The organism is Coleofasciculus sp. B1-GNL1-01, from assembly GCF_040220235.1.
Lineage (GTDB): Bacteria > Cyanobacteriota > Cyanobacteriia > Cyanobacteriales > Coleofasciculaceae > Coleofasciculus.
Map to the genome: position 1 here is coordinate 1 of NZ_JAVJTO010000067.1, position 13,652 is coordinate 13,652.

Genomic DNA, 13,652 nt, shown 5'->3' on the forward strand with positions numbered 1-13,652 from the left:
GCTGGTGCATCCGCTGGTATAATGTACTCGTATTTAATCGAACAAGCGTTTAGTGGAGACTTACGGGAATTTGCCCAATCTTTCCGCTCACAAAGGGCATAGTTATAGACTCGACGACATTGTTCTAGCCACTCAGCAAAAGTGGCGACTTGAGCGGTAGTTGGTTTTAGCTTAAACTCGTAAATCAAATTAAACACTTGCTCGACAATATACAATGTTTGCTAACATTATAATACACTATTAATTGAGGAGGCTTAGAAAAAATATACTCGCAACTCAAGTGGCTAGGCTGGACGCCTTGCGGCAATTGAGCTTGTCGAAATTCGGTTTCATCCCTCGGATAAATCACGAGGGAGCCTGCACCATCGCTTGTACTGTAAGGATCATCGGTTTGTTTCCTGTCCCCTATTCTCTGTTCCCTGAATATGCCAATTATTGACTTGCTATTGGTGATCACTTTAGGTGTTTTGGGCATCTTGTTCTTGCAAAGAGCCACCCGAAGTCAACAAAAGCAGTTAGAGGAAACGTTTTATCAGTTATTAGAAACGGAAAATAGCTGTATTTCTCTGATTCAGTTGGCTGCAACTGCTAGGGTTGAACCCGAAATCGCCCAGCAGTATTTGGAACACCAAGTTCAGATGTTTAATGCTATCCCAGAAGTTGATGCGGATGGGGATACCTACTATCGCTTTCCGAAACTGCATCGACGTAATGAATGAATAATGAAACCCATAAATTGACAAATGAGCAATGATGTTATTAGAGATATTGGAGAACAGGGTGTTTTAAAACGATTACAGCGTTTTTGTCCCTCAGATATTGTGGGTGATGATGCGGCGATTATGCCAAATCCAGAACCGGGGCAATTATTAGTGGTGACAACCGATGTTTTAGTAGATGGAATTCATTTTAGCGATCGCACGACGTCGGCTGAAGATGTGGGTTGGCGTGCTGTGGCGGCAAATTTATCGGATTTAGCAGCAATGGGTTCATCGCCTCTAGGGATCACGGTTGGCTTGAGTCTTCCGGGTGATTTGGCGGTGAGTTGGGTTGAACGACTCTATCAAGGTATGTCTGAGTGTTTACAGCCGTATAATAATACGCCCATTGTCGGGGGTGATGTTTGTCAGTCTCCGGTGATTACGGTATCAATTACCGCATTTGGTCAAGTCTTACCCCAGCGCGTCATGCGGCGTTCTAATGCTAGAGTCGGTGATGCGATCATGGTGACAGGAGTTCATGGTGCATCACGAGTTGGGTTGGAATTGTTACTTAATCCGGAATTCGGCAAAGACTTGAGTGAAAAAGAGCGATCGCGTCTGATTCAAGCCCACCAACGCCCTAAACCAAGACTAGATATCTTACCTCAACTCTGGGAAAGTCTAGCCTCCCAATCTCCAATCCCCCTAACCGCAATGGATAGCAGCGATGGACTAGCGGATGCGATCGCCCAAATCTGTCGAGCGAGTGGGGTGGGGGCTGTGGTGGAATGGGATGCGATTCCTCTCCCCTCCGTATTACCTCAGCTTGCTTCCCCAGAACAAGTTTGGGATTGGGTTTTGTATGGGGGTGAAGACTTTGAACTGGTGTTATGTTTGTCTGAACCATTGGCTCAGGTATTTGTCGAAAAATTGGCAGCCGGATCAGCAATTATTGGTTCCATTACATCCGGTACGGAGGTTTGTCTCACAGATAGTACAGGAAAGTATGCGGATGAATTATTAACCCTAAGTCGAGGATTTCAGCATTTTTGAAAAAAATCTAGACAATTCGATTAGTTTTTGATAGTATTATTTCAGAATGGGAAAATGTGCGCTCATATAGCGTTTTTATTTGGGTCGTGAACACAAGACCCCGGTAAAAAGGCAATGGGCAATGGGCAATGGGCAATAGGCAATAGGGGAAAAAGATACAGGGTTTTTAAGTAATCTAAGAAAAGACCTCCTAGGTTTACAACTCATTTACAAATGCTATATATAGGGGCTGTTCCTGATAATCTGTAAACGTTCTCGGTTTTCCTTCCTCCTCGCTACCCATTCCTCATTTAAATGCATGACAGCTTACAGCGCTTTTCAAGTAAGTAAGGTACACAGACAGATCCCCGACTTCTTAGAGAAGTCGGGGATCTTGCTTAACCTGAAATCTGCTGTATTGTTGGAATTTTATCAACTACTCAAAGCTATAGCAATCCTAAATATAGCACTACGCAGACACGTTAGGACAAATTAAGAAAAATTCAAAATCGCTCAATCCCCTAATTTAGTAAGCTTTTTTCTTTACTATTGCCTATTGCCTATTGCCTATTGCCTGGCGCGTAGCGCTATAGGGTGTGAAAAATCAAAAAATAGAAAAAAGCTTTGAAACTCTTTCCCATTGCCCATTCTCCATGACACACGATTTTTGGACACGACTCAAATAGGATTGCTATAAATGGACAGCCCATGAGTCCGCGCAGGCGGACTACCCTTCGGGAAGCCTTCGCCTACATTTGTGTAGCAGCGATTTCAATCGCCTCCTCAAAAGGGGCTAATCATAATCAGCATCTTTGAGATCTTTGACCGCTTCGTTAACATCTTCTGCCATGGGGGGTCCTGACTTAGAATTTTCTGCTTGCTTCATTTTTTCTTTATTTGCTGAACCTTGAACAGTATTCGTACTGTTATTCGCCTCCGCTTGCACCTGTTGCATCGAACGCGGTTCTTGTTTCACGACTTGCTCAGCTTTCTCAACAATTTCGTCTAGGGTGGTGCTACCTTTGTCAGATCCACCGACAGCCGCCGCTGGCAAAGCATTGGACAACAACAAAACTGTACACAGCGAAGCGGCAATGAGAAAACGCACTGGACGTGCAGAAAAGAGTTTTTCTCGAATAAATTGCATAAAATTGGTTTCCTTTTCGTTCGACAGTCTATTTTACCACTCAGATTCACCGGAAGACACTCTGCTCATATATATAATTTTTTAATTTTTTATTACCTAGCTTAGAAATAGAATATATCCTCAGGAGGATGTGTTTGCGAAAACAGTTTAAAATTGGAGAATGGTTCACCCCAATCAAGAATCCAGAATCAACAATCAACAGGCAGCAGACAGGTTTTATCCTGATTCTTCTAGACGTGGGCGTTCTCGACGCCCTTTGGGTAAAGTGTATCTCGTCGGTGCTGGACCCGGAAGTATGGCATACCTCACCCTACGCGGTCAACAGATTCTCCATCAAGCGGAGGTATTAGTCTATGACGCTTTAGTAGACACCCAACTTTTACAATTAGTCCCCGCAAATTGCCGCCAGTTTGATGTGGGAAAGCGGGGCGGGCGTCCCTCAACTCCACAAGCAACGATTAATCAATTGTTGGTTGAACAATGCCAACAAGGAAAGCAAATCGCCCGTTTAAAAAGTGGTGATCCCTTTATCTTTGGTCGGGCTACATCTGAAATTCAAGCGTTAACCGATGCCGATTGTGCCTTTGAAGTCGTACCGGGGATTTCCTCTGCCCTAGCTGCACCGTTACTGGCAAATATTCCCCTGACTGATGCGGTTTTGAGTCGCTGTTTTACTGTCCTGACAGCGCATCAACCCGAAGCCCTAGACTGGGAAGCATTGGCGCGAATCGATACTCTGGCTATTTTAATGGGTGGGCGTCATTTAGCCACAATCGTTCAGCAGTTACAGCGTTATGGCAAATCCTATCAAACCCCTGTGGCGGTGATTCGGGCTTGTGGGCAGACTCAGCAACAGGTTTGGGTGGGAACCCTCTCCAGTATTGTTAAGCAAACAGCGGGTGTCTCCCTGTCTCCGGTGGTGATTGTCGTAGGGGAAGTGGTAGGATTACGAGATTATCTGCGATCGCACCAACAGTTACCCGTTGAGTTTACCCCAAAACACGAGACAATAGGCGAGGACATCAATAGACGTGGTTTGCCGCAGATGCTTCAGGGTCAAACAATCTTAGTCACTCGTTCGGCGCAACAGTCGAGTACATTTCGAGACTTGTTGGAGAAAGAAGGCGCAACGGTGATTGAAATGCCTGCCTTGGTGATTACACCGCCGTCGAGTTGGGACGCCTTAGATCAAGCCATTACTAATTTATCCGATTTTGATTGGTTAATTCTCACCTCAAGCAACGGCGTCAAGTACTTTTTTGAACGATTGCTGACACTAGGAAAAGACAGCCGTGCGTTATCCGGAGTCAAAATTGCTGTTGTGGGCAAAAAAACGGCGGCTAGTTTAAAGGAACGGGGATTACATCCAGATTTTATTCCCCCAGATTTTGTCGCCGATTCTCTAGTTGAACATTTTCCTGAACCTCTGGCGGAACAAACTCTCCTCTTCCCGCGTGTAGAAACTGGGGGACGAGAGGTTTTAGTCAAAGACTTAACTGCCCAGGGTGCTACTATTGTGGAAGTGCCAGCCTATCAGTCAACCTGTCCAGGGGAAATAGAACCCCCAGCTTCGGCAGCGTTGCAAAATCATACCGTCAATATTATTACCTTTGCCAGTTCTAAAACCGTCAAAAATTTTAGGAAGCTTTTGGACAAAAACAGTAATCATCCACTCTCGCTTTTGGAAAATGTCTGTATTGCCTCCATTGGTCCACAAACGTCTAAAACCTGTCAACAACTCTTAGGGCGAGTGGATGTAGAGGCTCAAGAGTATACCTTAGAAGGGTTAACCCAAGCCATAGTACAATGGGTAAATCAAACATAAATTGCATTCTGGAAACCGCAGCCATACTAATTGCCATAATTCGCCAGAGATTCAACGCCCTCAGCAAACCGCTTACAGGCGTCCAAACACGACGGGATAAGAATTTCAGTTGGTTGTAATTGAACCAACGTACCGCAATTGGCGACGGAATATAGCTTCTAATGCTACCCTGAACGAAAAAGTCAGCAGCAGCCATGATGACAGAGCCAGAACTCGAACAGACGACAGCAACACCTGACACACCTGACACACCTGAACCACCTAAAAAGCCAGAAACACCTGAACCACCTGAAACATCTGATACATCTGATACATCTGACACTCCCGAAACATCTGACACTCCTGAGGAAGAAACAAAGGAATCAGAAAATGATGGAATTATCTTCCAAGCGATTGGAATCGTCGTCGGTGATGTGAGCTGGTCAGACGAGGGGCGGGCTATGCTTACTATGGCGGGTCGAGACTATCCATTGTTTTATACCTCTCGATTACGCAAGGCTTTCAACGCTCTGAAACTAGAAATCAAAAACACTGGCGAAGCGACTCAACGATTAATCGTTTACCCCAGAGTGACCCACTTTCCTCAACGCACTAAGTCGCATCAGATTTCCTTTCAGTTGGTCGGATTCTCGAAAGGAGAACCTGATGGTGTTGCGGCACAATTGGAAGATTTTGAGTTTCAGCTACGTGGCTTGTGGCAATTTATACCTGTTTGTCGAGGACCTGTTGTCTCGATTTTCCGTAATTTCAATCGCGATCGCTTAGATTATATCAAGCAAGCTGAACCAGCGCAAAAGGTGAGATTTATGAAGGCGTCTCACCTCCCGTTGATGTGGAAAGATTCTCCAGTTAAGCCATTCCGATTCAATCCCAAAACTCCCAAAGAGGAGCAAGGACATCCGGCATTTATTCAAGTCAAGGCTAAATTTTTGCCCACTCGCAATCTTTTTGAGTTTGATGCTCTGTTAGCACCACCCTTGGATAAAGCACCTAAGTTTTTGAAGGCGTCGAAGGCTGACAAGACAGCCGTACAGCAGGAGAAACGGCAAAATAAGTCAAAGCAGAAGCCGACTAAGGGAAGGGAGAAGCCAGAAGGTAAAGAACAGCAGTCAGAAGGCAAAGAGCAGAAGCCGACGATAAAACGGCAGAAGCCAGAGGTCAAAAAGCCGAAGCCAGAAGCCAAAGAGCCAAAGCCGACTACCGACGAGCAGAAGGTGGAAGCCAAAGAGCCAAAGCCGACTACCGACGAGCAGAAGGTAGAAGCCAAAAAGCCGAAGCCGAGTAAAGTAAGGAAGAGAGTAAAAGCCAAGGAGCAGAAGCCAGAGGATAAACAATAAGGTTCAGGGTCAACAATGGCTCTCATCCTTGTAGTGCGTTTAGCGAAGCCATGCCGCAGGCTTTGCATATTGCTCGCTAGGAATACCTGATTGAAATGCATGGCAGTTTAGCTCATCGGCTTAACCAAGTGCATCCTCTGGATACGCCGATAAACTCAAGATAAATCCCGGTAATAGGGTTTCACCTGATAATTCTGTCGGCAAATTTCGCAGTTCTACTGGCTGTCCCTGGCGATAAATTTCCACTTGCTGCTGTTGGGGATTAATTAACCATGCCAATTGCACGCCAGCATCCATGTATTCTTGCATCTTGTCACGTAAGGGTTGTAAATCGTCTGTAGCTGACCTTAATTCGATAACAAAATCCGGTGCAATTGGGGGAAATTTGCGTCGTTGTTCAGGGGGGAGCGCTTCCCAGCGTTCTTGGCGAATCCAAGCCGCATCTGGGGAACGTTTAGCGCCATTAGGCAACTTAAAGATTGTGGAGGAACTGAAGGTATAACCCAGGTTAGTTTGTCTGTTCCAGATTCCCAAATCGATAATTAATTCAGCTTCTCGATTTCCACTTTCTCCGCCAACGGGTGGCATGATAATTAATTCCCCCTGCGCCGTCGTTTCAAAGTTAAACTCGCGATTATTTTGACATAATTGATAGAACTGTTCGTCGGTTAAGGGAATTGTATCTAATTTTAAGGTTACAGTATTCATGTTTTTACCCTAGCTTCAATTAGCTTTAAACTTACATAGCTTTATAAATAGGCAGATAAAGTTAAGCTAAATTCCGGTAATAGGGTTTCACCTGATAATTCTGTCGGCAGATTTCGTAGTTCTACTGGCTGTCCCTGACGATAAATTTCCACTTGCTGCTGTTGGGGATTAATTAACCATGCCAATTGCACGCCAGCATCCATGTATTCTTGCATTTTGTCACGCAACGGTTGCAAATCGTCTGTGGCTGACCTTAATTCGATGACAAAATCCGGTGCAATTGGGGGAAATTTGCGTCGTTGTTCAGGGGGGAGCGCTTCCCAGCGTTCTCGGCGAATCCAAGCCGCATCTGGGGAACGTTTCGCACCATTGGGTAACTTAAATATTGTGGAGGAACTGAAGGTATAACCCAAAGCAGTTTGCCGATTCCAGATGACTAAATCTGCAATCAGTTCAGATTCTCGATTTCCACTTTCTCCGCCAACGGGTGGCATGATAATTAATTCTCCCTGCGCCGTCGTTTCAAAGTTAAACTCGCGATTATTTTGACATAATTGATAGAACTGTTCGTCGGTTAAGGGAATGGTGTCTAAATTTAAGGTTACAGTATTCATGAGCTTTACCCAATATTATCAGTCTAGTAATAGCAGTTATAACATCTGTACAAAGTCATAACACCTCTCGCTTTCTTCCCGCCAGGGATTCTAATTCCTGGCTAAATGCTTAAGTCGAATGGCACAGACTTAAGGCTGGTGGGCACTGCCCACCCTACGGTATATCACGAATAAACTGATGTGCATTTAAATTATGTATTCTCTGTTCCCTGTTCCCTGTTCCCCGTTCCCTTTGTCTACCCTGATTTGCACATCTCAAAGGCATTATTGAATAGATGCTACAACGCCTAAACTTTCATTCGCCAGTCTGTCTACAGCACACACGGCATAGGTTCCCGGTGCTAATTCTGCCTCGGTTATCTCCTCGGGTAAAATTTTGTGTAGTTTCCAACTCTCACCTTGCTGCTGATATAGCGTCCAAGAACGAATCTTGGCATTAACGGCTGGACTCCAGATCAACTTATTTCCAATCACTCTCACCCGAACCGGAATCGCTGGCGGTGTATCACTCAGCCACGACATGGTTGGAGATAATGCGGGTTGATTATAAACAGAGGATTGGAACTTTTCAACCACTCCCAAACGATTTTCATTAAATATTTTCATATTATAAAAAATATTGCCCAGGGAGAGTTGGGGGGCAAGGTTGCGGGTAATATCAACCTGTCGTTCATATTCCAAAAATGACCAATCTTGATCATCCAACATACTTAACCGATTTCCAGGATAAATATGGCGCTGTTTGGGATTATTGTCTGTCCACCATTGCAGGAGAACGGGATAACTTTGGGCTGGGGGGTCAATACGCCAGTACAATTGCGGGGCGATATAATCAATCCATCCTGCTTCTAACCATTTTTTCGGGTCAGCATACAGGGATTCATATTGATCTAAGCCTTTAATTTGAGGCGGTTGTCCGGGACGATAAATGCCAAAGGGACTAATGCCAAATTTAACATATTTCTTAGTTGCCCGAATTCCGTTATAAAGGCGTTGCACCATTTGATTTACATTGTCCCGCCGCCAATCATTTAAGCTAAGAGTGCCGCCCTCAGCTTGATAAGCCTTATAGGTTTTATCATCGGGAAACGCTTCACCCGCGATGGGATAGGGATAAAAATAATCATCCAAATGAATGCCATCAACGTCATAGCGCCGCACCACATCCATAATGACGTTATAGGTTAAATCTTGAACTACTTTTACCCCAGGGTCCATCCACTGTTGATTACCATATTTATACACGTATTCGGGATGGGTGACGCTAATGTGAGGGGCGACACTGGTGGAATTTTGGGAAGAGGTTTTGGCGCGGTAGGGGTTAAACCAGGCGTGGAGTTCAATATTGCGCTGATGACAAGCCGCGATCGCAAACTCTAAGGGGTCATAATAAGGATCGGGAGCTTGACCTTGTATGCCAGTGATCCATTCACTCCAGGGTTCTAACGGGGAGGCATAAAACGCATCACCAGTCGGTCGAACTTGTAAGATTAACGCATTTAACTGAAGTTCAGCCATGCGGTCAACAATTTGTAACAATTCCCGTTGCTGTTGGGCAACCGACAATCCCCGTTGGGGGGGCCAATCAATGTTCCAGATAGTCGCCACCCACACCCCGCGAAACTCCCGTTGATGGCTCAGTTTTAAGGTTTTCTGGCGCACGATAATATAGTCTGAACCAATAGCGTCGAGTTCACCCGTATAGACTAACGCCTGGTAAATAAACGCCGCAACATCCGCACGAGTAGCGGCTTTGAGGGGGTTCAAGCGTTTAAGCTGGGGATAATTCACCACCATCCCGGTATTGGTTGCGATCGCAATCCGATCAATAGCATAGCTGGGAATGTCACTAAAATCTTGATAGAGTTCCGGTAGGGCAGCTTTCACCTCCGCTAATCCACTGGTACTTATCTCCAATCCCGTTATCAGAGATACCAACACTTCCACTCTAGAAATACTCGCCTCTGGGCGAAACCGATTTCCCGGATACCCCGACATAAACCCCGTTTGATACGCCTTAGCAATCGCCCCCGTTGCCCAATGTTTGCTAGGAACATCCACAAACGGAACATTCGGGCGTTTACTCGGTTTAGAAAAAGCATTCTGCAACAACGCCGCAAACTGCGCCCGACTCATGGGAGCATTAGGACGAAAACGCCCATCGGGAAAGCCACTAATCATACCCGCCTGGGCTAACCCTTCGATGAATGAACGCGCCCAGTGGTTTTGGATATCGGGGAAACGGGGAGTGGAAGCAGTCATGAGGATTGGTAACCTGGATAGAGAATGCTAGAAGTGTTTAATAGGTAGGATTCGATGCCTTATCTCGATTATCCGGGACATCGGTATCAACGTCAGCCTCTTGCCCGATGATTGGGGCAGCTTCTGTGATCTTGTACTATCCTCAGTCCAATGGCACTGAAATAAGCATTTTATGATCGCCAAAACCCTTGAGATAGCGTAGGGTGGGCATTGCCCACCAGCCTTAAGTCAGCGCCATTCATCTTCAGTCAGCTAATTTAATATAGGGTGAGCAAGGGTGATAGACCTGATTAAATAACACTGATTGAGTAGGCACGAATCTTTTGATCGACGGTGGCAATGGTTAAACGATGGTGCAAAGCCTGACAGATAAGCATTCTATCAAAGGGATCACGGTGAAATAAAGGCAGCTTGATAAGTTGAGCAACACTATCCTCATCGAGACTCAGGCTAGCAATTTGATGGCGAACCCGCTGTTGGGGTAAATAGATTTCGGGGGACTGCGGCAGAGGTAGCTTGTTTAGCTGATACTTGACAATAGACTCCCAAATTGAAACAACACTCAGATAGACCTCGTTATTGGGATCACGAATAGCATTTAAAACAGGTGTTGATAGTTTAGGATTGCCACTGATAAACCACAAAAAGATATGAGTGTCAAGCAAAAGTTTCATTAGCTTTCAAAAGCACTCAAAATATCTTCGGGTAGAGAATCATCAAAATCATCGGGTACAGTGAACTCTCCCGCACACAAGCCAAAGGGTCGTAACGGTTTTGGGTTGGGTATCAGCAGTAGGTTATTCTGGTGTTTAATCTCCTGTAGAACTTGGTCACGCATCGCTTCAGCTTCAGGATAATTTTTGTCGATTAATAAAACTGTGTTGTAGCTAGCCAATGCATTCTCAAGCTGTCCTAGTTCGCGCAGTGCATTGCCACGATTAAACCAATACTGAGCATTATTGGGTTGGAGTGCCAGCGCCCGTTCAAAGCTGGAAAGTGCATCTTTATACCGACCCATGTCATAAAATATTACACCTTGATCATTCCACAATTTATAATTTTTGGGTTCTAACTCTATTGCTTTGTTAAAACTTTCAATTGCCGCTTCAATGTTGCCACATTCCCCATAAACTATCGCCAGATTAGCCAAAATTATAACTTCATTTTCTTGAATATTTAAAGCGTGTTCATAACTATCTATTGCCTCTAGATAGCGACCTAGCTGAGATAGAACAGCACCTCGATTCGTCCATGCCTGAAAATTATTTGGATTAACGTCTACAGCCTGGTTATAGCTTATAACCGCGTCTTCAAGGCGACCCAAGTCATGTAAAACAATGCCTCGGTTATGCAAAATCCAATCTTTATTGCGTTCAGGTTTGCATTCCAAAGCCTGATCATAACTGACAATAGCATCATTTTTATAGTTTAATTCTCGGAGAACATTTCCTTTGTTATACCAAGCAATATAACTATCTGGGTTAATCTCTATAGCTTGATCAAAGTTAGATAATGCCTGCTGATGTTCCCCCAGGGCTAAGTATGCCAAGCCGAGTTTATTCCAGGCAAGGTATTCATCAGACTTATTTGTTAAAGCACGTTCGTAACACTGAATACTTTCCTGATAATGCCCCAAGTCGTAGAATCTGTCTCCCTCGCTATGCCATTTGGAATGCTGATACACACCGTTGGTAGAGCGAGATAGCTCTAACGGTTTTATGGTATAGGCATCGTAAATTTGGGGTTCATCTCTCTGGTGAATAGCTACCATCGCCAGTTCGTCCCGATTATAAAGAATGTTGGTTTCCCATTTTCTCATTGTGACATAGGCGATGAGTTGCCAAGCATGATCGGGTCTTCCGTAGTTAGTGTGCTAAATTGTTAGTTGGATTTGCCGGAATATGGGACAGCAATAGCTTTAACCAATTTTACCCGGATTTCAAGAGAGTTTTGAGGCGATGAAAAGCGGCAGTCCTTGTGTGGTAAGCTTCCTGGTTCATTAAAGCTGATAGTTTAGCCCACTAAGTCCGGAAGACCCAGAATAGTTTGTTATTCTCCTTAACAGTAGTAGAAAATATCAACAAGGGTTATCATCTCGCATTGATCAAATAAATATTCCCCCCACCTTCTAGAAGAAAAAATAAATGCCAGGTCATGACATCATCGTTGTTGGAGCCTCCGCCGGCGGGGTAGAAGCGCTCAAGCAACTGGTTGCTGCTTTGCCGGAAAACCTACCCGCTGCGATTTTCATTGTCACTCATGTTTCACGCCACGTTAAAAGCTTTCTGCCGAATATTTTGAACCGAAGAAGTCCCTTACCAGTGGCTCATGCTACAGAGCATGAAGAGATTGTGCAAGGGCGCATCTATGTAGCCCCTCCGGACTACCACCTGCTAGTCAAACGCGGCTATGTCCGCCTAGTATACGGTCCGAAGGAGAACGGCTGTCGTCCGGCGGTTGATCCTTTGTTTCGCACGGCAGCAAAGGCGTATGGATGCCGAGTCGTTGGTGTGGTGTTATCGGGTACGCTCGACGATGGTACTGTAGGGCTTGTGGATGTGAAACGTTTTGGCGGTGTGGCGATTGTTCAAGATCCCAATGATGCCCTGTTTTCGGGAATGCCCAAGAGCGCGATTAAACACGTAGATGTTGACCATATTCTGCCCTTGTCGTCAATAGCCTCCGCTTTAGTTCGTCTAGCCCATGAATCGGTAACGGAGGAAGGAGCAACAACCATGTCTAATCAGAACGAGACAGAGATAGAACCTGATGTGGTGGAATTCAATGGGGCGGCTATGCGAGAGCGTGATCTGGGAATACCTGCAAGCTTAGCTTGTCCCGACTGCGGCGGTATGCTGTACTATCAGAACGACAAAGGTTTGCTCAAATACCGTTGTCGCGTGGGTCATGCTTGGTCAGCAGGTAGTTTGGTAGCAGGGCAATCTGAGACTCAGGAGCAGGCGCTGTGGACGGCAATCCGTTCTTTAGAGGAGCGTGGAGAACTGATGAGTCAGATGGCAGCCAACGCCCGCAATAACAATCGTCTTATTTCAGCCCAACGTTTTGAAGCAAAAGCGCAGGAAGCCCGACAGCGTGCTGACATCATTCGGCAAGCACTTTTTCAAGGGCAATTTCCGACTACACCAGCATCTGCCGCAGCTACCCAAGACTCCAACCCAAACCAGGAGAACGAGCTAAAAACTTTCAAACTAGTGGTACTGGTAGCAAAAACTGGTGGACTGAGGGTTCTAAGCCATATCCTGGCTGCCTTACCAGAGGATTTCCCGGCAGCGCTTGTCGTGGTGCAACACCTAGACTCTCAATCCTCTGCCAATTGGATCAGTGACGTAGTGAACCATTCCACAACCTTACCCCTCAAACTGCCTGAAGCCGGAGAGTCAATACAACCGGGGATAGCTTACATAGCCCCCCCAACTGAACACCTGCTAGTCAACCCGAACGGTACGTTTTCGTTCTCTCAGGCAGCATTCGTGGACTTTGATCGCCCCTCTGCCGATCTACTGTTGCAGTCAGTCGCCGCTACGTTTAAAGAACGTGCGATCGCGGTAATTCTATCTGGCACGGGCAACGATGGTGCTTTGGGGGTGCAGGCTATTCATAAGATGGGCGGTAAAGTCATCGCCCAAGATGAAGACACTTGTGATTTTTTCGAGATGCCGTCTGCGGCGATTCAAACGGGGGCGGTAGATTGGGTTGTGCCGATGAGTGCGATCGCTTCTACTCTAATCAGCTTAGTGATGATAGGGAAAGGGGAACAGGGAACAGCTAATAGAGAGTTATAGTGCGAGCGTCTCGTTGGCTATTTTGTATTGATGGGTTTTTATCTATATTCCGAATTGTGCCATACTTTACAATACTCAGAAATTTCCGGATATTACCTGATTTTTCTTGCAATGGTTTCAACCCTCTGTCGAGGGAGAATTCGGCGCTGAGGTCGGCAAAAATTCCAGGATGCAAGACGGTTATAGTGTAAAAACCTTGCACTTGTTGGGTCGGAAAATGGCT

The 13,652-nt window shown here is 45.6% G+C and carries 13 protein-coding genes; 5 read left to right on the top strand and 8 right to left on the bottom strand.

Translation table 11 applies throughout. From position 1 onward, the window contains the following. A partial coding sequence (locus RID53_RS16515) for a helix-turn-helix domain-containing protein (RefSeq protein WP_446389140.1) occupies positions 1–197 on the bottom strand: 197 nt, incomplete at its 3' end. 228 nt (positions 198–425) lie between these two features. Between RID53_RS16515 and RID53_RS16520 the strand changes: the two genes are divergently transcribed. After that, a complete protein-coding gene (locus RID53_RS16520; RefSeq protein ID WP_446389129.1) occupies positions 426–719 on the top strand; it encodes a hypothetical protein in 294 nt (97 codons plus the stop codon). A gap of 24 nt (positions 720–743) precedes the next feature. Beyond that, positions 744–1,754 carry a thiamine-phosphate kinase gene (gene thiL, locus RID53_RS16525; RefSeq protein ID WP_446389130.1) on the top strand — a complete coding sequence of 337 codons (1,011 nt, stop codon included), beginning with the start codon at positions 744–746 and terminating at the stop codon, positions 1,752–1,754. Between the two features lie 772 nt (positions 1,755–2,526). On the opposite strand, the gene RID53_RS16530 is transcribed toward thiL, so the two are convergent. Continuing rightward, a complete protein-coding gene (locus RID53_RS16530; RefSeq protein ID WP_446389131.1) occupies positions 2,527–2,880 on the bottom strand; it encodes a hypothetical protein in 354 nt (117 codons plus the stop codon). Positions 2,881–3,175: 295 nt separating this feature from the next. Here RID53_RS16530 and cobA point away from each other — a divergent pair, with 295 nt between their 5' ends. Together cobA and RID53_RS16540 are read left to right on the top strand one after the other, a co-directional pair. Then, entirely contained in the window at positions 3,176–4,705 is a 1,530-nt protein-coding gene (gene cobA / locus RID53_RS16535; protein WP_446389141.1) for a uroporphyrinogen-III C-methyltransferase, read from the top strand. A gap of 194 nt (positions 4,706–4,899) precedes the next feature. Beyond that, entirely contained in the window at positions 4,900–6,042 is a 1,143-nt protein-coding gene (locus RID53_RS16540) for a hypothetical protein (RefSeq protein ID WP_446389132.1), read from the top strand. 120 nt (positions 6,043–6,162) lie between these two features. On the opposite strand, the gene RID53_RS16545 is transcribed toward RID53_RS16540, so the two are convergent. From RID53_RS16545 to RID53_RS16565, 5 genes are all read right to left on the bottom strand, one after another. After that, positions 6,163–6,750: a Uma2 family endonuclease gene (locus tag RID53_RS16545; RefSeq protein WP_446389133.1), complete on the bottom strand. Its 588-nt coding sequence runs from the start codon at positions 6,748–6,750 to the stop codon at positions 6,163–6,165. A gap of 41 nt (positions 6,751–6,791) precedes the next feature. After that, positions 6,792–7,364: a Uma2 family endonuclease gene (locus RID53_RS16550; RefSeq protein ID WP_446389134.1), complete on the bottom strand. Its 573-nt coding sequence runs from the start codon at positions 7,362–7,364 to the stop codon at positions 6,792–6,794. A 264-nt stretch (positions 7,365–7,628) separates the two neighbouring features. Beyond that, positions 7,629–9,626, bottom strand: a complete 1,998-nt coding sequence (locus RID53_RS16555; protein WP_446389135.1) for a glycoside hydrolase family 10 protein — start codon at positions 9,624–9,626, stop codon at positions 7,629–7,631. 290 nt (positions 9,627–9,916) lie between these two features. Beyond that, positions 9,917–10,300, bottom strand: a complete 384-nt coding sequence (locus tag RID53_RS16560) for a type II toxin-antitoxin system VapC family toxin (protein ID WP_446389136.1) — start codon at positions 10,298–10,300, stop codon at positions 9,917–9,919. Continuing rightward, a complete protein-coding gene (locus RID53_RS16565) occupies positions 10,300–11,397 on the bottom strand; it encodes a tetratricopeptide repeat protein (protein ID WP_446389137.1) in 1,098 nt (365 codons plus the stop codon). Before RID53_RS16565 ends, RID53_RS16560 begins: the two co-directional genes overlap by 1 nt. Positions 11,398–11,770: 373 nt before the next feature. Here RID53_RS16565 and RID53_RS16570 point away from each other — a divergent pair, with 373 nt between their 5' ends. Then, positions 11,771–13,429 (top strand): chemotaxis protein CheB, encoded by a 1,659-nt coding sequence (locus RID53_RS16570; RefSeq protein WP_446389138.1) that lies wholly within the window; start codon positions 11,771–11,773, stop codon positions 13,427–13,429. Here the strand turns inward: RID53_RS16570 and RID53_RS16575 are convergent. After that, on the bottom strand, positions 13,413–13,652 hold a 240-nt coding region (locus RID53_RS16575), incomplete at its 5' end, for a hypothetical protein (RefSeq protein ID WP_446389139.1). The two genes, RID53_RS16570 and RID53_RS16575, sit on opposite strands and share 17 nt — an antisense overlap.

Coding starts and splice junctions, on each gene's coding strand:
- RID53_RS16520 (WP_446389129.1), top strand. CDS start 426: ATGCCAATTATTGACTTGCTATTGGTGATCACTTTAGGTGTTTTGGGC.
- thiL (WP_446389130.1), top strand. CDS start 744: ATGAGCAATGATGTTATTAGAGATATTGGAGAACAGGGTGTTTTAAAA.
- RID53_RS16530 (WP_446389131.1), bottom strand. CDS start 2,880: ATGCAATTTATTCGAGAAAAACTCTTTTCTGCACGTCCAGTGCGTTTT.
- cobA (WP_446389141.1), top strand. CDS start 3,176: ATGGCATACCTCACCCTACGCGGTCAACAGATTCTCCATCAAGCGGAG.
- RID53_RS16540 (WP_446389132.1), top strand. CDS start 4,900: ATGATGACAGAGCCAGAACTCGAACAGACGACAGCAACACCTGACACA.
- RID53_RS16545 (WP_446389133.1), bottom strand. CDS start 6,750: ATGAATACTGTAACCTTAAAATTAGATACAATTCCCTTAACCGACGAA.
- RID53_RS16550 (WP_446389134.1), bottom strand. CDS start 7,364: ATGAATACTGTAACCTTAAATTTAGACACCATTCCCTTAACCGACGAA.
- RID53_RS16555 (WP_446389135.1), bottom strand. CDS start 9,626: ATGACTGCTTCCACTCCCCGTTTCCCCGATATCCAAAACCACTGGGCG.
- RID53_RS16560 (WP_446389136.1), bottom strand. CDS start 10,300: ATGAAACTTTTGCTTGACACTCATATCTTTTTGTGGTTTATCAGTGGC.
- RID53_RS16565 (WP_446389137.1), bottom strand. CDS start 11,397: ATGGTAGCTATTCACCAGAGAGATGAACCCCAAATTTACGATGCCTAT.
- RID53_RS16570 (WP_446389138.1), top strand. CDS start 11,771: ATGCCAGGTCATGACATCATCGTTGTTGGAGCCTCCGCCGGCGGGGTA.